Here is a 22,380-nt window from a genome sequence, read left to right on the forward strand (position 1 = left end):
GATAATACTTTATTTGGCGCTTAACACAATAAGTAGTCGTCTATTTTATTATCGCTTTGACTAGTTGCCTGTGAGATTCCTTCACTCAAGCAGGGACTATGAAGTTATTGAAAATTTTAAATAGCCATGTTAGAAAAATAATTGATAATATCACGAACGGGTTTAGCAAGACCTAACTCATTGATTTTATTTGTTTTTATCCAGTTACCGGGGCATTCTGCGAGAAGGGTTGCTGAGCTGGTTATTTGGAGAGCTAATGCTTTGATTTCCAGATGAAAATGACTGAATGAATGGCGTATGGTCAATAATGCTTGAGGTGTTGACGAGCTGGCAAGTGCATAAGTCTGGTTTATGTATTCGATTGGACATTGGTTGAGCTCAATACTTGGAAGACACCAAAGTCCGCCCCAAATGCCTGCGGGTGGCCTTTTTTCCAGATAAATCTGCTTATCAGCATTGTATAATACTAAAAACTGTTGCTGCTTTATTGGCAATGTTTTTTTCACTTTTTTATAAGGATAGAGCAATACCTGATTGTGATATCTGGCCAGACAGGTTTTCGCCAGAGGGCAATGGGTGCAATCGGGATTCCGTGTTGTGCAGCAGGTGGCTCCTAAATCCATAATTGCCTGAGTATAATCAGCACATCGCTCCTCTGGCATGCATTGTTTGGCTAATTGCCAAAGACGATGTTTTACTTTACTTTGTTCTGGCCAACCTTCTACCAGAAAATAACGGCAAAGTACTCGTTTAACATTTCCATCTAAAATAGGCGTTGACTGGTTAAAAGCCTGAGAAGTAATGGCAGCAGCGGTAGAAGGACCTATACCTGGTAAAACAATCAGTTTCTCTAAGTCGGGAGGAAATTCACCTTTATAGTTTTCACAGATAATTTTGGCGGTTTTGAAAAGATTACGGGCGCGGCTGTAATACCCTAAGCCGGACCAATGAGCCAGAACTTGCTCTTCAGAGGCTTGGGCGAGTTGCCAGATATCCGGAAAGCTTGCCATAAAGCGATTAAAATAGGGAATAACCGTTTTGACCTGTGTCTGTTGGAGCATAATTTCGGAAATCCAGACCCTGTATGCCGAACGAGGATGTTGCCAGGGTAAGTCTTTCCGTCCATAACGGTCAAACCAGTTTAAAAGCGGTTCGCTAAAGTGTTTGTGCATTTCTTTTTAATCAAAAATTGTCTTGATAGTATCCTGAATCTGCTTAACCGGTTTGGTTAATGTTTCTTGTAACCAGGCTTTGGTAAGGATAGGATTAATTTGTTGCAAATCAGGTAGCACAAGGGGCTTTGTCAGATTGCCTTTCACCACAATAGGGAAGCTTCCGCCTAAAAGCTGTTGTATTTTCTCAACTTCAGGATCAGTGAGCGTCACCTGAACTGATAAATGACTATCAATATTATTATCTTTTAAATTTAAACTACCGACGCCTTTAAGCTGTAACTTATCGGTTTGTAATACTAGCGAGTTGCTTTGCAGAATTCCATCTTGCAAATGATACTGGAAAGTCAGTAATTTAAAAGGAGTGCTCCCAATAAAATAATCAGGGTTACTAAACGGTGCTAATTTCAAGACTTGTGCTACGTCAGAGTGGGGTGTAGTAAGCAGTTTATTAATTTTATCGCTGGTTTCCTGGATAATTTTGTTTAAGTTAATGAAGTTAATAAAGCCGTCTTTGATCGTTAAATTACCGTTCCCGGCCAGATTATCTTGCCAGTTTGTTTGTTGCAGATTTGCTTGCATATGGAGAGAAAAATCCATTTTACCCTTAATTAAAGGAATAGTTAACAAGTCAGAGATAAGTCTGGAACTATCGAGATTGGTAGCCGTCTGATTAATAATCAGCTTTGCAGAGGCAAATTCATACTTAAGATCACCAACAGATTCTCCATTATATAAATTTAAAGTGAGAGGATTCAAAAACAATACTCCCGGTTTTGTTTTTATATGGGCGCTAACCTGCGCCAGTTTTAATTGATTTAATTTAATGTCTCGTAAAGATAATTGTCCTTCAAGAGGAGTATTTTGTAAAATAAAAACAGGATCTTTGAATAAAGAGGAAGAAAGGCTAACGTTCCCTGTAAAATTGGCATGTGCTTTTACTATTTTTTCATTGTCAGTTATTACTGCAAGATTCGTTTTAAATTGTAAAGGAAATAAAGCGTGCTGCAAGTTAAATTGTTTCGCGCCTATTTGTAACCCTGAAAGAGTTACTATTTTTTGATTTTTTAAAATAGTAATCTTTCCATGAGTCAGTAAAATCTGTTCTATAGCAAATTGGTCGGTCTCCTCGGCTTTTATAGAAAAGTTTTCTTTTGATTGTGGTTGCGAAGGAGGATTAAGGGAAGGAGTGGCGTCAGGATTAATAGTAACTTCAAAACCATCCACATTTAATTCGTTGAAAACGAGCTTCCCACGCAAAAGAGGCGTAATTTTAAGATTGAAAAGCAAACTATCCAGCTTCACAAAATAATTTTCATGATTAATCTCGTTACCTATCCTTAGGTGAGTAATTTTAATGCCCGGTCGAGGAACTATTTGCCAGGAAATATCACCTTCCACTTTACTGCTTTTATGGGTAAGTGTGCTGAGTTGGGTGTTGATATAAGCCTTAATGGTTTCAGGTTTTACGGATTTCGCAAATAACCAGACAATAAAAATAATGCTTATTGTAAGAATCAGCAATGCAATGAACAGATTTTTTATAAATTTCATATCACGTGGGAATAAATAAAATAGCAAGCATATAGATAACAAAAATTGTGTCAAGTGAGCCGAGTAATCTTGTGTGACAGTTTTGTGCCAGCGGTAAAAAAATTACTAATTTCCATTTTTTATCTTTCGTAATGGTTGCAGCAAAATTAAAAATATAGTCTACACTATTGCTATTACTATTTGAGCGAGTTAACCTGATAGTCTTCTCTTGAAAAAGTAGAAGAAAAAGACGTTGATTTGCTTTTTTAGTTGTACTCAGGATGAGTCAAATAAAATCAAGGAGCGCGTCATGCAACCGAGTCAATGGGAAATTATAATCCTTAAACCTACCCCGGTATTTTTATCTTTTCTTGCTTCACAGGTACCCGATGTTGATTTACCTGATTTACGCTTACTGCAAACGGATACCACAGCCTATGTTATGGCAAGACAGCCAAGCGACGAGGAAACGCTTAACGAAATAGAGCGCCATTTTACGACAATGTTCAGACATGAAATATGTCGGTGGTTAGGCGAAGAGGCGCGGAACGAAATCGAAGTCAGTTTTCTTGATTTTTTATGTTGCTTCAAGTTTGAATTACACTCCCAAATAGTTCTAATGGAGCCATCCATTGCCAAGGGTCAACAATTATTGCGGATTAGACCGCGGACAGTGTTGCTTCAGTGGATGAAATCAGTTGTTGAAGAACAAAATGATCTTACTGCGGTGGTAGAGCGGGTCAATCTATCGCATTTAGCAGAAAATTCGACAGTAATTATAAAAAATTTTGATACTTTATCAAGTATAAAACCTTTTCTTAAACAGCATTATCAACCTGTTTTTGAAGCTGAAATGTTGCGTATGTGTGATAATGCAGAAGAGTGGCCAATGATAGATTCGTATCAGATGTTTAACCATTATTTTGCAGTAGAAATCCATACGCAATTGGTACACCTGGATTAAGGAGGTGGTTTATGGAGCCAGTAACTATCACGATTATTTGTACAGTGTCATTCGGAGTTTTTCTCACTTTATCGGCGTTTATCAGGCAACTTTTGTTAAGTCGTGATAAGCGATTAAATGATAAAGCCCAGAAAAAAGCGCTTAAAATGGAATTACGTGAATTAGAAAAACTGCGTAATGAAATGAAAAGCAAAGAATATCCTTATGAGCAGGCCGAAGAGATTTTTAGAAATAAACTTGCACTTATTGCTCGTTATGATGAAATCTTGAAGAAAGAAGCCCCGGCAATTATTGATGAGAAATTATCAACAAAGCGTAAGGAACTGTTGGATAAATTGCATGAAGCAATTAATAATCAACTTAATTTTTATGATAACGAATTAGAAAAGCTTCAAAAATATCACAGTGAGTTATGGAAAGATAATCCTCATTTTCGAACTCAGGAAAAGGAATCCCGTAAAAGGTTGAGTGATTTATGTACACGTCATACCGCGGTGCTGGAGAAAATATATATTCGCCATATGGATAGTAATGAAGCCCTCGCCAAGCAAACTATTGATGCCAGTAATCAGACTTTCAAATTAATTATGGCTCCTTTTGAAGCATTAATAAAATATTTTACTGCCTCGAAGAATATTTCGCCCACCCGTCTTCCGGAAGAGATTATCTCACGGAATAAAGTCAGGCAGGCTGAACTTAAAATTAATGAACCTGATGTTCTTGCTAATGAAGTGTATGCGGTACATGAAAACTCCTCCTCATTATTAGCTCCTGATTTATGAAAATAAAATTTTAAGGTCTATTGTTTTTTGTCGACAGTGCCCCACTATAGATTACCCCGCATTAGCGGGGCTATTCATTAAGAAGACTTTTTCTATTACTTGATTGTCTATTTCAATTCAAATGAGGCATAATTACCCACTTAAATCAATGTGAGATCTTTATGCGCTATATAAAAACGATTAATAATCATTATGAGTACGGAGGTTAATGATGAATTTCAAAGGGTTAATGGGGTTTTTAATGAGTTGGGCAATTTTTATTGTTTCTCCTTCTTATGGCGCCAAGCTGGAAGAGTTGTTGCCTAATGAACGAAATACTGTGGAAATTTTCCAAAAATTTTCTCCTAAAGTGGTTTATGTTCACCGTTTGACTACTGTAATGAATCATTCTTACGAACTCCTGCAAGTCCCTGCGGGAGCAGGTTCAGGAATTATTTGGGATGCACAGGGACACATCGTAACTAATTTTCATGTAATCAATGGTGCTGAAAATTTGGCGGTCAGTGTGGGTAATAAGACGGTCCCGGCCAAAGTGATTGGGGTGGAGCCACGCAAAGATATTGCCGTATTATCCATTGAGTCTCCTAAGATTTTATCTTCGTTAAAATCATATATCCCATTTGAATTGGCGCCAACTAATGAGTTATTGGTTGGACAAAAAACGCTTGCCATAGGTAATCCGTTTGGTTTGGATCACAGCTTATCAGTAGGTGTTATTTCGGCATTGGGTCGTCAAGTTCCTGGCGCTGGCGGTGTGACAATTCGTGACATGATTCAAACCGATACGACAATTAATCCGGGTAACTCCGGTGGCCCTTTATTAGATAGTAAAGGCCGTCTAATTGGATTAAATACTGCTATTTATTCCAACTCCGGTTCGTCTGCTGGCGTTGGTTTTGCAGTTCCTGCAGATGATATCGCTCGTATTGTTCCTCAACTTATAAAAAATGGCAGGGTAGTATTAGCTGGTATCGGTATCCAATGGGTTGGCCCTAATATTTCCAAACGATTAGGGATTAAAAAAGGCGTATTAATCGCGGACATTCTACCTCATACGCCGGCTGATTTTGCTGGATTACGTGGTACGGCGCGTGATAGTTGGGGGCGTTTGCATTTAGGTGACGTAATTATTGCACTCAATGGTCATCCGGTAAATAACTATGATGAACTGTACAATTTACTTACTGGTGTTAAAGTGGGAGAACCCGTTACATTGACGGTGTTAAGAGAGAATAGACCTCTTAATTTTAAATTAAAAACCATCGATATTGCGGCGTATTAGAAATAAGGACAGGAGTTCTGAATAAGAACTCCTTACCAGTCCAGGTTTAATCCGGATAATATTGTTGTGAATTTGCGAATTTAAACCAGCCAGAGTGATATCATTCCTGCTGCTGTTGATAAATTAATAAACGCTCTACTTCTTTAGATTGGCCATCCTCGCGTAAATAATTAATTAAATCGAAAAAAGTAATAAGAGATAATACCTTAATGCCTTGGGTTCTGATTTCCTCAAGAGCTGATAAGTGAGTTAAGCCTCGTTCACAGCGATCTAGTGCGATAATTACACAAGTAAGTTGGCCCCCATTTTCTTTAATGAAAGATTGCGCTTCACGAAAGGCAGTGCCTGCGGTGATTACATCGTCTATAATTACTGTCTTATCATGAAGAGGCGCTCCAATAAGTTGTCCTTTCTCTCCGTGGTTTTTGGTTTCTTTGCGATTGAATGTTACCGTTACGTTCACTCCTTTTTCAGCGAGGGCAGTAGCAGTAGTTGTTGCCAAAGGTAACCCTTTATAGGCTGGCCCAAACAGATGTTTAAAATCAATTTTATGGGATAGTAAGGCTTCTGCATAAAAATGACCTAATTGTCGTAAAGCTTCTCCCTCATAAAATAAGCCCGCATTAAAAAAATAAGGGCTTTGACGTCCTGATTTTAAGGTAAACTCACCAAACTTTAAAACCTGGCAATCCAGGGCTAAGCGAATGAATGCTTTTTTAGATGTATTCATTTGAGATCTCTCGTAAAGATATTGTTAAATTGTGCAGGGGTGTGTGGCTTCTAATAGGCAATAAACTATTCCTGCATGATTTTTAAAAAAAAATCGTTAACAATCAATAAAAAACTGCTATGCTAATTATAGTGCTTGATTTCAAGCATGGTGAAGTATCCATTGTAGTACAAATTAAGATGTGTTTGTGGCATTCCTTTCATTAGTGCCCGCAATTTGAACTCAAGTGGATACGAGGAAATATTTGTCTACCAGTTGGTAGAAGAGTTGAAAGGGGATAGTGAATGTCGGACAGAGAAACTGGCTATGTAAAGTGGTTTAATGAAAAAAAAGGATTTGGCTTTATCGTCAATCAACAAGGTGATGATATATTTGTACACTACAAGGATATTCAAGGGGTCGGTTTTAAAACATTACATGAAAATGATCCGGTAACTTTTATTCTTGATAAGGGTCCTAAAGGGTTTAAAGCCCAGGAAGTTATTGTAGTTAGCGAATAATTCAGAAATATTATTTGATTTTAACGATGCCCGCGTATCGCGGCTTATCTGTGGTATCCAAAGATTGAGCACAATGATGCCCGCTTCTTTCTGGATGCCGCAAATAAGCCCTGAGAGATTTTATCATTTTTGGTGCACCTGATGGGTTATTGATTTATTTGACTTCCCGTGATTCTGATTAATGTCATCCCTCGCGAAAGCGAGGCTCTTTTCGCAATCAAAGTGATGAATTAAGTTGAGAATGGATTCCCGTTTTCACGGGAATGCTCTTTGCCTGAGTTAATCTAAATTTCAGCATTTAACCAGTCCTGAACGGGTAAAAAATCAGTATACAGTTTTTCTTCAGGACTGTTTTTTTCTGGATGCCAATTATACTGCCAATGTACTTCTGGCGGCAGGGACATGAGAATTGATTCCGTGCGTCCTTCCGACTGCAATCCGAAGAGTGTGCCGCGATCATAAACCAGGTTAAATTCCACATAACGACCACGTCGATACAGTTGAAACGCTTTTTCTCTGGCGCCATAAGCGATATTTTTACGTCTTGTAACGATAGGTTCGTAAGCTTTAATAAAATGATCACCTATGTTTTTCATTAGAGAAAAGCTGTTAGTAAAACCTCCTTCGTTGAAATCGTCAAAAAACAGGCCACCAATACCGCGAGCTTCTTGACGGTGCTTTAAATAGAAGTAATTATCCGCCCAGGATTTAAAGCGAGAATAAAGATGAGTGCCAAAAGGTTGACAGGCATCAAAGGCGATTTGATGCCAGTATTTACAGTCCTCTCGAAAACCGTAATAAGGAGTCAAATCAAATCCGCCACCAAACCACCACACGGGCGTTTCATTCTCTTTTTCAGCAATGAAAAAACGTACATTGGCATGGGTTGTAGGTATGTAGGGGTTCTCAGGATGAAGCACAATAGAAACACCCAGCGCATTAAAATGACGGCCCGTTAATTCTGGACGAAACGCACTGGCTGACGAAGGTAACTGTTCGCCCGCTACGTGAGAAAAATTAACACCGGCTTTGGCAAAAACGTTTCCCTCATTAAGAATACGAGTCAAACCACCGCCACCATTGGGCTTATTCCACGCATCTTCAATAAATGCCCCGCCACCATCCAGTGTTTCAAAAGTCTTACATAATTCATTTTGCAGGTTTAAAAGGTATGTTTTAACCTGTTCAATAGCATTTTCAGGTAAGTTGTTCATGGGCATATACTCTCTTAAAACCATCAATTAAGCGCATTATAACAAGAAAAATACGGTAATATATCGATTTAAAAAATAAAGTTGGCACGACATTTGCTCTAGTGCTAGCGTCATTGCAAAAGGAGTTACTATGGCATTGAATTTAGACAATTATTTGGGTATCCATGCAAAAGCATTAATGCTTCGTGATCAGCGTACTTCTCAACTCGCACATAATTTGGCTAACTTAAATACACCTAATTACAAAGCTCAGGATGTTGATTTTAAAGACGCATTAAGTTCGGCCATGGGCACTTCCTCCCATCAGCTAAAAACTGATGTTCCTAATCATATTAATGGACAGGAAAGTTTTACCAGCCAACTTAAATATCGTACTCCCAGTCAGGTTACCCTTGATGGCAATACGGTGGATAAAGATCTGGAAACTACTGAATTTGCCCACAATGCGTTATCTTATCAGGCGAGTCTCGCGTTTTTGAATAATAGAATTAAAACAATGATGATCGCATTAAAAGGAGAATGATTATGTCATCGTTGAATGATATTTTTAGTATCTCAGGTTCAGCACTTACGGCGGAAACAATGCGTTTGACAACAAGCGCCAGTAATATGAGTAATGCTAACGTAGTAACGGGCAGTGCTGACGATACCTACAAAGCTCGATATCCCATTTTTAGTACTGTTCAGGAGCAGGCAGTAAATCAATTCAATAGTCAAAATTTATCAGGAGGCGTGGAGGTAACTGATGTTTATGAAAGTACCGCCGATCCTGTTAAACGCTATGAACCTCACCATCCGCAGGCAGATAAAGATGGATTCGTATATGCTCCAAATATTAACTCGGTAGGTGAAATGGCTAATATAATTTCTGCTTCCCGATCTTATGAAATGTCTGTTAATGTTCTTAATACGGCGAAACAACTTATACAGCAAACATTACGTTTAGGAGAAGGATAATATATGGACATGAGCTCAATAAATAATGCCAATATGATAAATCCTGCACCAGGACAAATTGGTCAAGGTAAAAATTTAGGTCAACATGATTTTTTGCAACTTATGATTGCTCAAGCTAAAAATCTGGATTTGGAGTCAAAAACAAATGGGGATTTTTTAGGCCAAATTGCTCAATTCAGTATAAATGATGGTATCAATAAGATGCAGGAATCCATTCAGGAATTATCTGCTTCAATACAATCTAATCAAGCTTTGCAGGCGACTTCTCTGGTGGGCCGCAAAATATTGGTCAATAGCGAAGCATTAACATTGGGAGTGGAAGGTAATGCCAAAGCAGCCGTAAATCTTCCTGTTCCTGTAGATAGTTTGATTGCTTCCATTTATTCTGAAACCGGCGAGCTAATCAGAAAAATTCCCCTTGGTCAGCACGATACAGGTTTTTTAAACATTGAATGGGATGGTTTGAACCAAAAAAATGAACGTATGGCAGCGGGCAAGTATACCATTCATGTCAATGGTATTTACTCCGGGCAAGAGGTTGCTTTAAAAACAATGACGGCAGCAAATGTGGACAGTGTTAATTTAGGCCAACGTGGGGAAGATATCAAACTCAATGTCGCTGGCATAGGTTTGGTATCACTCAACGATGTGAAACAAATTACAGAATAGCTGATTGCAATAGGAGACGGACATGAGTTTTGGTACAGGATTAAGTGGATTGCAAGCTGCATCGAGTGATTTAAACGTAGTAGGCAATAATATTGCCAACTCCGCAACAACAGGTTTTAAGAGTTCAAGAGCCTTATTTGCCGATGTGTACGCCAATAGTTTCTCAGGTAGCGGAAATGCTATCGGAAGTGGTGTTAACATGATCAGTGTGCAGCAATCTTTTGCTCAGGGCGATATTAGTTTTACTAATAACAGTCTTGATTTAGCCATTAATGGCGCAGGTTTTTTTGTAGTAAATAACAATGGCTCACCAGCTTATACCCGGGCAGGTGCTTTTAATATTGATAACAATGGTTTTGTTGTTAATAGTCTGGGGCAAAGACTGACAGGTTTGCTTGCAGATGCGAATGGAACAATTAGTACGGTATCGGGCGATTTACAGATAAATACCGCTAACATCGTTCCCAGAGCCACTACCGCAATTACGACGGGAACTAATTTATATGCAAATAGTACACCGCCATCCATTGCCTGGAATGGAGGAGCGACACCGGCTACTACAAGTTATAATAATGTCACTTCTTCTACGATCTACGACAGCCTGGGAAATTCTCATGTGTTATCCATGTACTTTATTCGAGCTGATGCGACTGCCACAGCGGGTGACCCTAATGCTTCATCGCCTATTAATACCACAAATCAGTGGTACGTTGCTTTTCAGGTAGATAATCAAAATGTGCCAGCCAATGCCGGAGCGACTAACAGCGATAATTTATTTCGTGTAAATTTTAATGCTGATGGTACATTTTCTACAGTCGCTGATGTAACAAATACCCCTCTTCCTGCCAATTTGATTCCTTTATCAATTAATTTGAATAATGGGTCAAATCCTTTAAATTTTACGGTTGACCTTTCAAATAGTACTCAGTTTGGTAGTCCTTTTGCTGTACAGTCAACCAGCCAGAATGGGTTCACAACGGGCGTTTTAAATGGTTTTCAGGTTGATGCATCAGGTATTTTATCGGGTCGTTACAGTAATGGCCAGACATTAAATATGGGGCAGATTCAATTGGCAAACTTTGGCAATGTGAATGGCTTACAACCCGTAGGTAATACCAGTTGGACAGAAACGTTTGCATCCGGCCAGGCTATTCTTGGTACACCGGGGAATTCCAGTCTTGGAGCATTACAGGCGGGTGCTTTGGAAAATTCAAATGTTAACCTTACTGGTGAATTAGTCGATCTTATTAGTGCACAACGCAATTTTCAAGCCAATGCGCAAACTATCAGAGCGGAGGATACAATAACTCAAACGATTATTAATCTCAGTTAGTTTGATTTTAATGGTAACTAATATAAGGGAGATTTAAGGCGTGGATCCAATTCTTTATAATGCAATGAGTGGCTCTCAAACAGATTTTTATCGCCAGGAAATTACTGGTAATAATATGGCGAATGTACATACCGTAGGGTTTAAAGCAGATTTATACCAGGCTCAATCCATGTATGTAACCGGAGCGGTACAAAACGGTGCAACTCATGCAGTCCGGTTACCCAACGGTATCGATTTTTCAGATGGTCCTTTGATTCATACAGGCAATGATTTGGATGTCGCAGTGAGAGGCATGGGTTGGTTTGCTGTACAGGACCCTCAGGGAAAAGAGGCTTACACAAAAGCGGGTGATCTTCATGTTACTGAAAATGGGAGGCTCGTTACGGCGTCTAATTTGCCTGTATTAGGAGATAGTGGTCCTATTTCCATTCCTCCCGCACAACGCATTGAAGTAGGTACGGATGGAACTATATCCATAGTTCCTCTGGAGGGACTTCCTGATGAAATCGTAGTCCTGGATCGTTTGAAACTGGTTAAGCTGGACCCCGACAATCTGGTTAAAGATACGACTGGCCTTATGAAATTAAAAGAAGGTGCTTTAGCGCCAACGGATGCCTCTCTTACAGTTGTTAAAGGGGCGTTGGAGGGGTCGAATGTTAATTCAATTGATCAAATGATTAATATGATTGCCTCGGGTCAGGAATTTAACGCCAAGACTAAAATGATGCAGACTGCCGACAATAATGCCCAGAAATTGGCACAATTGTTACTAGTATAATACTTTCTTAAAGGACGAAAAGATCTATGGAACCAGCATTATGGGTTAGTAAAACGGGGCTTGATGCTCAGGATAAACATATCGCGAATATCGCCAATAACCTGGCAAACGTTAATACTATTGGTTTTAAAAAAGCTCGTGCTTCCTTTGAAGATTTAATTTATCAAAATACAAGCCAGGCGGGAGCTCAATCCACTCAAACCACTGAAATACCTACCGGAATTAATATGGGTAGTGGTGTTCATATGGTAGCTGTACAAAAAATGTTTACTCAAGGTAGCATTCAAAATACACAAAACTCACTGGATGTTGCTATTCAGGGACAGGGTTTTTTCCAGGTGCTTTTACCCGATGGGACACAGGTTTATACTCGGGATGGTACCTTTCAACTGAACTCTCAGGGGCAGATTGTTACTGCAAATGGTTATGTGTTACAACCACCAGTGAATATACCCCAACAAACATTAAATGTAACTATTGGGCAAGATGGTACCGTGTCTGTTTTGACAGCAGGAAATAATGTACCGACCCAGTTAGGTGTTATTCAGTTGACCAATTTTATTAACCCGGCAGGTCTTCAACCGATGGGACAAAATCTTTTCGTACCTACGGTGGCCAGCGGACCCGCGCAGACAGATAATCCCGGTAATACAGGTCTTGGTACTTTATTACAGGGATCGCTTGAAGCGTCTAACGTGAATGTTGTAGAAGAGCTGGTTAATATGATTCAGGCGCAACGCAGTTACGAAATCAATGCTAAAGGGATTCAGACGGTCGATAATATGTTGCAATATTTAAATCAAACGCTGTAATTAAGGTATTGCGCATGACTATTTTTCGTTATCTCTTCGGGGGGATTTTAATGGCCCAGATATTAACAGGCTGTGATACGCTAAATCCTCCTTATCCTGGAACGCATCCCGAATATGCGCCGACTTATCCGGTTTCGCCCGATCCAAAACAAATCCGCCATGTTAATGGCGCTATTTATAATGCAGAAACAGCACTGCCTCTTTTTGAAACGCCCCGGGCAAGACATGAAGGGGATTTGGTTACTGTAATTCTCATTGAGAAAACAGATGCGCAGAAAAAAGCAATTACGCGGGGTCAAAAAAATGATACAGCGAACATTGTGAATGCAGCTGTTTTTGGTAGACCTCTGGATTTTGGCAGTGGTTATAGCATGGATTTTAATTTGAATGCGCAACGCCAATATGACGGTGGAGGGCAAGAAATACAAAATAATAAATTAGCAGGAAGTATTTCAGTCACCGTTGCTAAAGTTTTGGCTAATGGCAATATGGTAGTTCAGGGTGAGAAGTGGATGAAAATAAATCAAGGAGATGAATTTGTTCGACTTTCAGGGATTATCCGGCCCCAGGATATTCGTCCTGATAACACGATTACCTCTGATAGAATAGCTAATGCAAAGATGGCTTATGGGGGCGTAGGTCAGTTGAACAACATGAATGCACAAGGCTGGTTTTCTCGCTGGATTTGGGGGCCTTTATTTCCAACATAGATTATTGGTATACGTTCAGGATGAATGCTTGAATTCTGGTGAACGATTACGATTATTAATGAAATTGGGTCATGATATAGGGCTGTTAATGGGCAATAGGTCTTGTCGTCATTTAACATTAGGCGCTAGCTATAAACAGGACAGGTTAATGCATAAGATTTATGCGGTTATTATTTTTTTTCTTGGAAGCACTCTGATGTCATCATTGTGTGCCGAGCGCATTAAAGATTTGGCCACACTGGCAGGTGTACGTATTAACCAGCTTGTAGGTTATGGTCTTGTTGTTGGACTAGATGGCACGGGGGATAGAACAGGTACTCGTTTTACCGAAGAAAGCTTTGCCAATATGCTTATTCAATTAGGTGTTAACATTCCGCCGGGAGCAAAAATAAACTCTAAAAACATAGCAGCGGTAATGGTCACTGCTAACCTGAATTCCTTTATGAAAAAAGGGCAGCTAATGGATGTTAATGTGTCCTCGGTGGGTAATTCCACCAGCTTAAGAGGAGGAACTTTGTTGCTTACTCCCTTAAAAGGTGCTGATGGCCGTGTATATGCTATTGCTCAGGGTAACATCATTGTTGTTGCTCTTGGGGTTTCGGGTAAAGACGGGTCCAGCGTTACGGTAAACGTTCCAAGTGGTGGCCGTATTCCTAATGGGGCTACCGTTGAAGCGGATATACCCAATCCTTTTTCGCTTTCAAGAACCCTGACTTATAATTTGCATAGCCCTGATTTTACTACGGCGAAACGAATGACAGATGCTATTAACGAAATGATGGGGCCAGGGACCGCTCATGCTGTTGACGCTGCCTCCATTCAAGTAACAGCCCCCAAATTAATGTCACACCGGGTCGATTATGTGTCTGTATTGGAAAACATTGAGTTTACTCCGGGTGAAACAGAAGCTAAAATTATCATCAATCCGAGGACGGGAACGGTCGTCATAGGACAATTAGTTCATGTTAAACCGGCTGCTGTTTCTCATGGTAATTTGATTGTTACTATTAGCGAAAATCCTATTGTCAGTCAACCGAATGCATTTGCCAGAGGACGAACCGTAGTAGTTCCTGACAGTCAGATTAATGTAACAGAGAAAAATAGCCATACGTTTTTATTTGCTCCCGGACCCTCTTTGAGAGATATTGTCAAGGCGATAAACGCCGTAGGCGCAACGCCTGCCGACCTGGTTGCAATTCTTGAAGCTTTAAAACAGGTTGGCGCATTGAATGCAACCATAATTGTTATATAGACAGGTGGATTAATATGGCCATTGAAGGAATAGCTGTGAGTGATTTTCAGGGGTTACAACAATTGAAAGCACAGGCGAAAAGTGATCCCAATAAAGCTTTACCGGAGGTTTCTAAACAGTTTGAGGCTATTTTTTTGCAGTCCATGTTGAAAAGTATGCGTATGGGACAACATTTCATTGATGAATCCAATCCGTTGAGAGGAGAAAAGGAAGCCATGTTTCAAGACATGCTTGATGGACAATACGCTAACACTATTGCCAATGGCCAAGGGATCGGTTTGGCCGCCATGCTTGCAAAGCAGTTGGAAAAATCGGACGGTAGTGTTGCCAGGACACAAAATGTAATTGATCCATCATTATTATCATCAAGAATGACTTCTCAGCTGCCTTCTTCATTACCAAAAGATAATTATACTCCTGCCAACATTGATGACTTTGTCAAATCGGCATGGCCTTATGCACAGCAGGCTGCCAATTTACTGGGACTTGATCCCAAACTATTGATGGCACAGGCTGCGTTGGAAACGGGGTGGGGGCAGTTTGTCGCCAGAAATCCGGATGGAAGCAGTTCCAATAATTTATTTAACATTAAAGGACAAGGGGATGGTAGTGAGTCTGTACAAGTTGAAACAACAGAATACATTGCGGATACTCCCATAAAAACAAGTGCCTTGTTCAGGAAATACCCTTCTGTTGCACATAGCTTTAATGATTATGTATCGTTGATTAAAGGCAATAATCGTTATGAAGCTGCTCTGGCCAATGCGGAGAATCCTGAACGTTATGTCGATGAATTACACCGTGCGGGTTATGCGACAGATCCTCATTACAAGTCAAAAATCCTGGCAATTTATCATGGTGATGAGTTACAGCAGGCATTACAAAGAAATGGTTTTACAACCGTGTAATAAACAGGTAATAAAATAGTAGGAAAAATAAATTTTCTGAGGTACAGTAAAAGAAGCAGTAATTAATTGACCTATCCATGCAGGTAGCAATTGCTCATGGAGGCATGTGATTCCAGACAAAATGGGATTTCCTGAGAAGTATGGATGTTATCTTGCAGGAGTTTTATAAACTTGGGATGGCCGGTGGCGAAAAAAGTTACTGTAATTTTCCACGGTCAGGCATTCATTAAAGGAGTAAGGAAGCATGACAGGAATTTTAAACATTGCTACATTGGGCCTTAACGCGTTTCAAACTGCTCTGCAAGTCACAAGTAATAATATTGCCAATGTCGGCAATAAAGCCTATACCCGTCAAACCATTGAATTTGCCTCCGTAACCTCGCGACCCTATGCGGGGTATTATATTGGGGAAGGGGTGACTATTTCTTCCATTATTCGTAACAGCGATCATTTTGCTACGGAGCAAATGAGAGACACTGTAACGGCTAAAACACAATACGACACGTTTTACCAGCAAGCGATTCAAGTTGATAAGCTGCTTTCCATGAAAGGAACGAGTATAGCCACTAGTCTGGAAAACTTTTTTAATTCTCTCAGTCAGTTAAATGCAACACCAGACAGCATTGCTTCTCGTGATTTAATGTTACAACAAAGCAAGATGTTGGCAGAGCAATTTGGTTCGTTACAGCTGCGATTGGATGAATATCAGCAGAATAATAACAGACAAATTGATCAGGCAGTGAATCAAATTAATCAGATTACTACACATATTGCCAAACTAAATACTCAATTAGCCATGTCACCTGATGCGCCTGAATTATTAGACTCACGTGATGAGTTATTACAGGAACTGGCAAAATACACTGCGATAACTGTAATTGATCAAGGTCCGGCAGGAATAGGTGTGTCAGTTGGGAATGGTAATATGATTGTCATGGGGGGGGAGCAGCGTAACCTTGCAGTGAATATGAATCAACATGGGCAATTTGATACCCAGATCGTTCTGCTAAATGGAGCAGGGCAAATCGATATTACCTCTAATTTAAAGACAGGCATGTTAGGTGGTCTGCTTGGCTTTGAAGAAGATGTACTCTCTTATGGTAGTCAACTGCTGGGCCAAATGGCCATAGGATTAGCGACAGCATTCAATAGTCAGCACCAATTGGGTATGGATATGAATAATCAAATTGGTATGGCTTTCTTTACTGACTATAATCAAACCAATTTGCAATTGGCGCGTTCTTTGCCCTCGGTTTCCAATACGGGTACCGGCGCGTTATCAGTAGCAATTTCTGATATTAGTCAAATCCGGTTAAGTGATTATAAACTGGTGGTTAGTGATGCAGCAACCAATCAGATAACGATTACGAGACAGTCGGACGGAAACACTACCGTATTAAACTGGACTGATACCCCACCAGCTCCCCCTGCAGGTCAGGTTGTCGTGGATGGTATGACGATTACGGTCGATAATATCGCTAATCTTGCTGATAATGATAGCTATACGCTAATTCCCACAAGCGGTGCGGCACGTGATCTCACTGTGAATATTAGTGATCCTCGGGCGGTTGCTGTTGCGGCTCCTGTTCGCACCCTGACCTCTATAAACAACAATGGAACGGGCAGTATTACATTGGATACGGTTTTTAATACCAGTCTGGTTAATAAAGAATATCAAATTCAGATTATTTCACCTACTGAATATAACCTTGTAAATATTACGGATTCAGTGACCACAGGTCCTTTTACCTTTACGCCCAACATGGACAATACGATCATGATTCCTGATATTAACCCTTCCTATTCAGTTAAATTATCTGGAATACCACAAGTGGGGGATACGTTCACCGCGACTTACAACGCGGAGGGTTTTGGTGATAACCGCAATGGGACTCAGTTGGCTGGGTTACGGCAGAACCAATTTTTTACAGGAGGGACAGAAAGCCTGTTTGACAGGTACTCTGATTTAATTACACAGGTGGCAGGTACAACTTATCAGGCAAAAGTAGGTGGTGAAGCTGCGGACATTTTATATCAGCAGGCTGTTGATTTTCGTGATAGTAAAAGTGCGGTTAATCTCGATGAAGAAGGCGGTAATTTGGTACGTTTTGAACAAGCGTATCAGGCTGCCAGTAGATTATTAGCCGTTTCAAATCAAATAATGGATGCTTTATTTGCTGCGATGAGGTGATAAATGCGAATTTCAACCAATCAAATTTTTCAACGTAGTCTGGACAGTGTATTTATTCAGCAAAGCAAGATGTTGAAGTTACAACAACAGCTTTCTTCTCAGAAAAAAATTCAATCGCCCTCTGATGATCCTATTGCGGCATCGCAAATCGATCTCATGAAACAGTCTATTGATTTTACGCAAAGCATGCAGTTGAATCTTGACGCAGCGGTTAATGAGTTAAGTTTTGAAGAGAGTGTGCTGGGAAATACAATCAATGTGCTTCAAAAGCTACGTAACCTGCAAATCCAGGCTTCCAATAGCTCCTATTCACGCGATGATCGGAAAGCAATAGCGGTAGAAATGCAAAATTTGCTTGATCAGCTTCAGGATTTGGGAAATACGCGGGATAGCTATGGTAATTATATTTTTGCAGGTAGTCAGGTAGCTAATGAGCCTTTTACATTAAACCCCAGCGGCCAATATATTTATAACGGCGATGAAACTCAACGTCTCCAGTTGGTTAGCAGTGGCGTGCAGATGCCTGTGAATGACAACGGTAATGATGTTTTCATGCGTATTCGCAATGGTAATGGAACGTTTACTGTCGCCCAGCCGCCTACGAATACAGGAGATGCTTTCGCAACAACAGGAAGCGTGGTCAATGCGGCTGCTTACGTGGCTGATGATTATACGGTCAGTTTTGTATTAAACACCTCCAATCAGTTAGTTGTCATGGTCAGTGGTGTCACCAGTGGATTTATTATCCCCCCCACAGGGCTTCCCGATGACGCGCCTTTGTATCAGAATGGTGGAGCAGTTAATTTTAATGGTATCCAGATTACCGTTGCGGGTACGCCTCAATCTGGCGATTCATTTATGGTTAATCCTTCCCGGAATGAATCTGTTTTTTCTACAATAGCACGTATGATCACCAATCTTAATCGTCCTTACGACACAGCCCCTGACAAGGCCGCAGTACAAACGGAAAATAATCAGCTTATGGAGCAAATGGATAGCGCCCTTAATAATATTCTCGCTTATCAGGCACAAGTAGGTGCCCGCTTAAATCAGTTGGATATTGCGAAGGAAGTTAATAGTGATGTTATCACTATTTGCAAGGAAACCTTAAGTACAGTAGAAGATGTTAATTTGGCTGAAATAGCCGTAAATTTAAGTCTTCAAGAGGTTTACTTACAGGTGGCACAACAAAGTTTTGCTCGCATTCAAGGGTTGTCGGTGTTTAATTATATTTAAGCAGGCCCCATTCATTTTCTCGCAAGCAAAGGGATGAGGCAAGTTGAGAATGAATTCCCGTTGTCACGGAATAACTCCAAATAGTACAGGATGGGGTTTTACCCAATCCTGCGGATTACTCAGCGCCAATTAAAATGCCAATAATTTGTTTAATTTTTATGCAATTTCTTTTATGTAAGACTATACTCTAATAATATTCACATGAGGAGATCATCATGAATCAACCTTTTGAAAAATGGGGAGAGTTTGTTAAAAAAACACAAGCTCCTCTACATGCCATGATGGAGCTGAATGTTAAAACTTTACAAAATTTGTCCTATTTAAAACCAGACGATTTGGCTGGCATCAGGAAACCTGAGGAATTAATAGAAAAGCAAATTGATATCTCGGTCAAGAATGGTCATAAGGTTTTGGATTATATGCAAAAGTCATTTGAAATTATAGAAAAAACGATGCGTTCTTTAGTAGAAGATATTGAATATAATACTACCCGAAAAAAACATTAATAATTCTTGTGTAAAATTCAATAAGTTAGCAAATAATTCTGATAAAAATAAAGACCTTAAAGTCCTAGCCACCTGATAAATTGATGCGTTGGTTTTAATTGAATCGAAGGTTTTTCTTCAAAATCGATGATGTAATTTTTTGCTGGGCTAATTTTTTCAGTAGAGTTTGCTATTAACCTGATATTTTTTATTTTTCCCAGATCAATAATTTTCATTTCTGTCGCGTAATGTCCATAATGCCTTTTAATAAAAGGAATAACAAAATAGACCGAGCTTAAATTCTCTTTATTATTGCCAAGAGCAATATTTTCTAATTCGGTATTACTTAGAGCGATGTATTCTACATTATTAATTTGACGTCTGAGCATTCGTGTTAAAGGCGCTTTAGTATGGAATATTCGTTCATAAGCATCGGCAGCTATCACCAGAATAGGTTCAACTGTTTTGTTTTTTTGCGTTATATTTGCAAAGAGAACTTCTTCTCTTACATTATTATCCACAGGCGATGGAGTCTCGGTTTCTAATCCTGTTATATTGATAGCTGGAGAAAGCTTCTCACAATTTAGAAATTTGGATTTTACAAACCAATTATCATTAGGATAATAAACGACAAATAACGATTTATCTTTTATGGTATTAATGATGGACTCGGTAAGATTTAAAGGAAGAGCAGGGCACCCCCAACTGCGACCTGCACGGCCATATTTTTTTATAAAATTTTCATCCACATACCATCCCCCATGCATTACGACATAACGACCAGAAGCGTTATCATTAAAGCCTCTATCGAGGCCATCAAGACGCAAGGATAATCCTTCTCGACCATAATACGCTTTTTCGGTTTTATAAATGCCGATGCTACTGGCTTTACTGTTGTATTTATTGGAAAAATAATTGGAAATTAAGAATCCAGAGGTAATACCATGCGATACATACGTATGAAATAATAATTTTTTTTCTTTTAAATCAAATACCCAGAGACGTTTTTTGCTCGAAGGTAAAGAGTAATCGATAATGGTCAAAATGTTATTATATTCAACATTGTAGTGAGCAGTACATTTCAAGGCGGTCAATACTTTATTAATAACCGCTTCATTTAATACAGGAGCTTCTTGCAACATCATTTTTATTTCACTTAAAGGATTGACTGGACTGTTCGGGTACTCTTGAGCAGCATTGGCAGGGGATATCAGTTCAGCAACTAATGGATTGTCCGACGTGAGTGTTGAAGGTAAAGAATAACAGGTTGATGAAATGGCTGTTAATAGTAACAGGGTATTTCTTCTCATTATTGCCTCGGGTTTTGTTTTTCTTGTTCTTTTGTATTAAATATAGACCAATTTGTCAAAAAAAGAGCCTTAACAAAATAAGATCCAATCCTAATTTTTTAAACACATGGCATTCCATGAAGTATTTTTGTAAAATCTATACTCATAATGTTAATTTCAATTGCATGGGTGTCATTCAGGAAGAAGGGATAAAGTTTGGATATATAAAGACTTGTTAATTGATATAGCGTAAGGTATTTAATGAATACTAATTTCCTTTTTCATTCTTCAGATGAGGCCCTTTCCATTGTATATGCTCAATTGGCTCCCTCTCTGCTTTTAAAAAAAATACGGACATTGGATAGAAAAAATTATTTATTAGGAATCCTGGTTTTGTTTCAACAATCTGGAGAAGAAGCTTCTGAATGTCAGGAATACCTGCTTAAAACGTTAGCTTCTTTTCCTGATAATTCTTTAAAAAAGCTAAAGAAAATAAAACATCCAATGGTTTCTTTAGTGGTTGAGGCAATTAAACGTAACATTGAAAAATCATTTGGTAAGCACAAATTGTATGGATTGATGTTTTTAGCTCAATTTCATGATGAGAATTTTAATTTACCAGATGATCTTATTAATCAGTTGATCGTTAAAACTGATGGATTTGAAAAATTAAGTGCGCTTGAAGGGTTAACTTTATTAACCCCCGTTTTAACAGAGAAACAAGATAATCAAATTCAAGATCCTCTACAAGGTTTTCTAAATGAGAAAGAAATAGAGAACTGTAAAGCTGTTGTGGATTTACTCCACGCTCGTGTACTTAAAGTGCGAACTGAAAAAGAAGGTGAAGAAATTCTTTCCTCTCTTTTTCGAGTCCATAAGAATAGTCTCTATGAGCAATCAGTTGGCAGATCTGTAATGAAAGCCATAAAAACGTTGGCATCCCGCTTAAGTCGCGAAAAACGTCTTTCGTTAATTACTCCCGATAAGTCGTATTATCATGACGGCTGGTATTGGAGTGAAATGTATGCAGCAATAATGCCTGCTTTATCACGGGAAGATCGTGAGGACGCGCTTACAACTGTAGAGAGAAAACATTGGCAATTTGCAGAGATTACACTCATCATCATCAAAAAATTGGCTGACACTTTAACAAAAGACGAACGCCAACAAATGATTTCCCTGGTTGATAAGATCATTGATGAGGCAAAGCAATATAAAATAACTGCATGGGATGCTTATAAAATAAAAGCAACTTTATTGATAGACTGGGAAGAAAAAGATATAAATAATGTTTATTGTTGGCTTAAAAAGGATTTAAAAGGAGGAATCAATCGAAGTGAAACTGCCAAGAGAGTAGAATTTTTTCTTCCTTTATTAGGAAAAAGTAAAAATATGGAAATTTTTGAATTGGTTATCAATTGGTTACAACACGAAAATGGTGACAATCGTTGTAATGCATGGAAAATATTGCCCGGATTTTTGCCTTATCTGTAACGGCTCGCAATCAAAAACGACTCGGCCCACAATCAGCGCATCAAGTTGGCCCAAATTAAATGCGAATGAAATTAATTTTTGGCCCACAT

At 39.2% G+C, this 22,380-nt stretch carries 22 protein-coding genes; 17 read left to right on the forward strand and 5 right to left on the reverse strand.

Annotation, left to right across the window (positions count from 1 at the left end; all coding sequences use genetic code 11):
- Nucleotides 1-116 precede the first annotated feature (116 nt).
- Both mutY and T345_RS0108905 read right to left on the reverse strand, forming a co-directional pair.
- Nucleotides 117-1,172: an A/G-specific adenine glycosylase gene (gene mutY, locus T345_RS0108900; RefSeq protein ID WP_028389044.1), complete on the reverse strand. Its 1,056-nt coding sequence runs from the start codon at nucleotides 1,170-1,172 to the stop codon at nucleotides 117-119.
- Between the two features lie 6 nt (nucleotides 1,173-1,178).
- Nucleotides 1,179-2,726, reverse strand: a complete 1,548-nt coding sequence (locus tag T345_RS0108905; protein ID WP_028389045.1) for an AsmA family protein — start codon at nucleotides 2,724-2,726, stop codon at nucleotides 1,179-1,181.
- 289 nt (nucleotides 2,727-3,015) lie between these two features.
- Here T345_RS0108905 and T345_RS0108910 point away from each other — a divergent pair, with 289 nt between their 5' ends.
- The 3 genes from T345_RS0108910 (at nucleotide 3,016) to T345_RS0108920 (ending at nucleotide 5,733) form a co-directional block, all read left to right on the forward strand.
- On the forward strand, nucleotides 3,016-3,669 hold the full coding sequence (locus tag T345_RS0108910) for a hypothetical protein (RefSeq protein WP_028389046.1): 654 nt from the start codon (nucleotides 3,016-3,018) through the stop codon (nucleotides 3,667-3,669).
- Nucleotides 3,670-3,680: 11 nt separating this feature from the next.
- The gene (locus T345_RS13975; protein WP_051555217.1) at nucleotides 3,681-4,451 is read left to right on the forward strand and encodes a hypothetical protein; all 771 of its coding nucleotides are present in this window, start codon (nucleotides 3,681-3,683) and stop codon (nucleotides 4,449-4,451) included.
- Between the two features lie 241 nt (nucleotides 4,452-4,692).
- Complete coding sequence (locus T345_RS0108920; protein WP_242604615.1) at nucleotides 4,693-5,733, forward strand: S1C family serine protease; 1,041 nt, start codon at nucleotides 4,693-4,695, stop codon at nucleotides 5,731-5,733.
- A gap of 100 nt (nucleotides 5,734-5,833) precedes the next feature.
- Here the strand turns inward: T345_RS0108920 and pyrE are convergent, their stop codons facing one another.
- Nucleotides 5,834-6,463: an orotate phosphoribosyltransferase gene (gene pyrE, locus T345_RS0108925; RefSeq protein WP_028389048.1), complete on the reverse strand. Its 630-nt coding sequence runs from the start codon at nucleotides 6,461-6,463 to the stop codon at nucleotides 5,834-5,836.
- A 284-nt stretch (nucleotides 6,464-6,747) separates the two neighbouring features.
- Here pyrE and T345_RS0108930 point away from each other — a divergent pair, with 284 nt between their 5' ends.
- Nucleotides 6,748-6,963 carry a cold-shock protein gene (locus T345_RS0108930; protein WP_028389049.1) on the forward strand — a complete coding sequence of 72 codons (216 nt, stop codon included), beginning with the start codon at nucleotides 6,748-6,750 and terminating at the stop codon, nucleotides 6,961-6,963.
- A gap of 284 nt (nucleotides 6,964-7,247) precedes the next feature.
- Here T345_RS0108930 and hemF read toward each other — a convergent pair whose 3' ends face one another.
- Nucleotides 7,248-8,183 (reverse strand): oxygen-dependent coproporphyrinogen oxidase, encoded by a 936-nt coding sequence (gene hemF / locus T345_RS0108935; RefSeq protein WP_028389050.1) that lies wholly within the window; start codon nucleotides 8,181-8,183, stop codon nucleotides 7,248-7,250.
- A 124-nt stretch (nucleotides 8,184-8,307) separates the two neighbouring features.
- On the opposite strand from hemF, the gene flgB reads away from it, so the two are divergent.
- From flgB to T345_RS0108995, 12 genes are all read left to right on the forward strand, one after another.
- A complete protein-coding gene (gene flgB, locus T345_RS0108940) occupies nucleotides 8,308-8,700 on the forward strand; it encodes a flagellar basal body rod protein FlgB (RefSeq protein WP_028389051.1) in 393 nt (130 codons plus the stop codon).
- Between the two features lie 2 nt (nucleotides 8,701-8,702).
- A complete protein-coding gene (gene flgC, locus T345_RS0108945; protein WP_028389052.1) occupies nucleotides 8,703-9,134 on the forward strand; it encodes a flagellar basal body rod protein FlgC in 432 nt (143 codons plus the stop codon).
- Nucleotides 9,135-9,137: 3 nt separating this feature from the next.
- A complete protein-coding gene (locus T345_RS0108950; protein WP_028389053.1) occupies nucleotides 9,138-9,803 on the forward strand; it encodes a flagellar hook assembly protein FlgD in 666 nt (221 codons plus the stop codon).
- A gap of 22 nt (nucleotides 9,804-9,825) precedes the next feature.
- Nucleotides 9,826-11,136, forward strand: coding sequence for a flagellar hook protein FlgE (flgE, locus tag T345_RS0108955; RefSeq protein ID WP_028389054.1), 1,311 nt, complete (start codon nucleotides 9,826-9,828; stop codon nucleotides 11,134-11,136).
- Between the two features lie 40 nt (nucleotides 11,137-11,176).
- Nucleotides 11,177-11,914 carry a flagellar basal body rod protein FlgF gene (locus tag T345_RS0108960; protein ID WP_028389055.1) on the forward strand — a complete coding sequence of 246 codons (738 nt, stop codon included), beginning with the start codon at nucleotides 11,177-11,179 and terminating at the stop codon, nucleotides 11,912-11,914.
- 26 nt (nucleotides 11,915-11,940) lie between these two features.
- A complete protein-coding gene (gene flgG / locus T345_RS0108965) occupies nucleotides 11,941-12,726 on the forward strand; it encodes a flagellar basal-body rod protein FlgG (RefSeq protein WP_028389056.1) in 786 nt (261 codons plus the stop codon).
- 14 nt (nucleotides 12,727-12,740) lie between these two features.
- Nucleotides 12,741-13,436, forward strand: a complete 696-nt coding sequence (locus T345_RS0108970) for a flagellar basal body L-ring protein FlgH (protein WP_035918613.1) — start codon at nucleotides 12,741-12,743, stop codon at nucleotides 13,434-13,436.
- 148 nt (nucleotides 13,437-13,584) lie between these two features.
- Nucleotides 13,585-14,688, forward strand: a complete 1,104-nt coding sequence (locus tag T345_RS0108975; protein WP_035918626.1) for a flagellar basal body P-ring protein FlgI — start codon at nucleotides 13,585-13,587, stop codon at nucleotides 14,686-14,688.
- A 14-nt stretch (nucleotides 14,689-14,702) separates the two neighbouring features.
- A complete protein-coding gene (locus T345_RS0108980; protein WP_028389059.1) occupies nucleotides 14,703-15,596 on the forward strand; it encodes a glucosaminidase domain-containing protein in 894 nt (297 codons plus the stop codon).
- A gap of 244 nt (nucleotides 15,597-15,840) precedes the next feature.
- Entirely contained in the window at nucleotides 15,841-17,787 is a 1,947-nt protein-coding gene (flgK, locus tag T345_RS0108985; RefSeq protein WP_028389060.1) for a flagellar hook-associated protein FlgK, read from the forward strand.
- 3 nt (nucleotides 17,788-17,790) lie between these two features.
- Entirely contained in the window at nucleotides 17,791-19,023 is a 1,233-nt protein-coding gene (flgL, locus tag T345_RS0108990; protein ID WP_028389061.1) for a flagellar hook-associated protein FlgL, read from the forward strand.
- A gap of 215 nt (nucleotides 19,024-19,238) precedes the next feature.
- A complete protein-coding gene (locus T345_RS0108995) occupies nucleotides 19,239-19,529 on the forward strand; it encodes a phasin family protein (RefSeq protein WP_028389062.1) in 291 nt (96 codons plus the stop codon).
- A 56-nt stretch (nucleotides 19,530-19,585) separates the two neighbouring features.
- On the opposite strand, the gene T345_RS0109000 is transcribed toward T345_RS0108995, so the two are convergent.
- Entirely contained in the window at nucleotides 19,586-20,818 is a 1,233-nt protein-coding gene (locus T345_RS0109000) for a murein L,D-transpeptidase catalytic domain family protein (RefSeq protein ID WP_028389063.1), read from the reverse strand.
- A gap of 240 nt (nucleotides 20,819-21,058) precedes the next feature.
- On the opposite strand from T345_RS0109000, the gene T345_RS0109005 reads away from it, so the two are divergent.
- Nucleotides 21,059-22,291: a hypothetical protein gene (locus tag T345_RS0109005; protein WP_028389064.1), complete on the forward strand. Its 1,233-nt coding sequence runs from the start codon at nucleotides 21,059-21,061 to the stop codon at nucleotides 22,289-22,291.
- Nucleotides 22,292-22,380: the final 89 nt, after the last annotated feature.

The sequence above is a fragment of the Legionella fairfieldensis ATCC 49588 genome (assembly GCF_000621525.1).
Taxonomy (GTDB): domain Bacteria; phylum Pseudomonadota; class Gammaproteobacteria; order Legionellales; family Legionellaceae; genus Tatlockia; species Tatlockia fairfieldensis.

Coding starts and splice junctions, on each gene's coding strand:
- mutY (WP_028389044.1), bottom strand. CDS start 1,172: ATGCACAAACACTTTAGCGAACCGCTTTTAAACTGGTTTGACCGTTAT.
- T345_RS0108905 (WP_028389045.1), bottom strand. CDS start 2,726: ATGAAATTTATAAAAAATCTGTTCATTGCATTGCTGATTCTTACAATA.
- T345_RS0108910 (WP_028389046.1), top strand. CDS start 3,016: ATGCAACCGAGTCAATGGGAAATTATAATCCTTAAACCTACCCCGGTA.
- T345_RS13975 (WP_051555217.1), top strand. CDS start 3,681: ATGGAGCCAGTAACTATCACGATTATTTGTACAGTGTCATTCGGAGTT.
- T345_RS0108920 (WP_242604615.1), top strand. CDS start 4,693: ATGAGTTGGGCAATTTTTATTGTTTCTCCTTCTTATGGCGCCAAGCTG.
- pyrE (WP_028389048.1), bottom strand. CDS start 6,463: ATGAATACATCTAAAAAAGCATTCATTCGCTTAGCCCTGGATTGCCAG.
- T345_RS0108930 (WP_028389049.1), top strand. CDS start 6,748: ATGTCGGACAGAGAAACTGGCTATGTAAAGTGGTTTAATGAAAAAAAA.
- hemF (WP_028389050.1), bottom strand. CDS start 8,183: ATGCCCATGAACAACTTACCTGAAAATGCTATTGAACAGGTTAAAACA.
- flgB (WP_028389051.1), top strand. CDS start 8,308: ATGGCATTGAATTTAGACAATTATTTGGGTATCCATGCAAAAGCATTA.
- flgC (WP_028389052.1), top strand. CDS start 8,703: ATGTCATCGTTGAATGATATTTTTAGTATCTCAGGTTCAGCACTTACG.
- T345_RS0108950 (WP_028389053.1), top strand. CDS start 9,138: ATGGACATGAGCTCAATAAATAATGCCAATATGATAAATCCTGCACCA.
- flgE (WP_028389054.1), top strand. CDS start 9,826: ATGAGTTTTGGTACAGGATTAAGTGGATTGCAAGCTGCATCGAGTGAT.
- flgG (WP_028389056.1), top strand. CDS start 11,941: ATGGAACCAGCATTATGGGTTAGTAAAACGGGGCTTGATGCTCAGGAT.
- T345_RS0108970 (WP_035918613.1), top strand. CDS start 12,741: ATGACTATTTTTCGTTATCTCTTCGGGGGGATTTTAATGGCCCAGATA.
- T345_RS0108975 (WP_035918626.1), top strand. CDS start 13,585: ATGCATAAGATTTATGCGGTTATTATTTTTTTTCTTGGAAGCACTCTG.
- T345_RS0108980 (WP_028389059.1), top strand. CDS start 14,703: ATGGCCATTGAAGGAATAGCTGTGAGTGATTTTCAGGGGTTACAACAA.
- flgK (WP_028389060.1), top strand. CDS start 15,841: ATGACAGGAATTTTAAACATTGCTACATTGGGCCTTAACGCGTTTCAA.
- flgL (WP_028389061.1), top strand. CDS start 17,791: ATGCGAATTTCAACCAATCAAATTTTTCAACGTAGTCTGGACAGTGTA.
- T345_RS0108995 (WP_028389062.1), top strand. CDS start 19,239: ATGAATCAACCTTTTGAAAAATGGGGAGAGTTTGTTAAAAAAACACAA.
- T345_RS0109000 (WP_028389063.1), bottom strand. CDS start 20,818: ATGAGAAGAAATACCCTGTTACTATTAACAGCCATTTCATCAACCTGT.
- T345_RS0109005 (WP_028389064.1), top strand. CDS start 21,059: ATGAATACTAATTTCCTTTTTCATTCTTCAGATGAGGCCCTTTCCATT.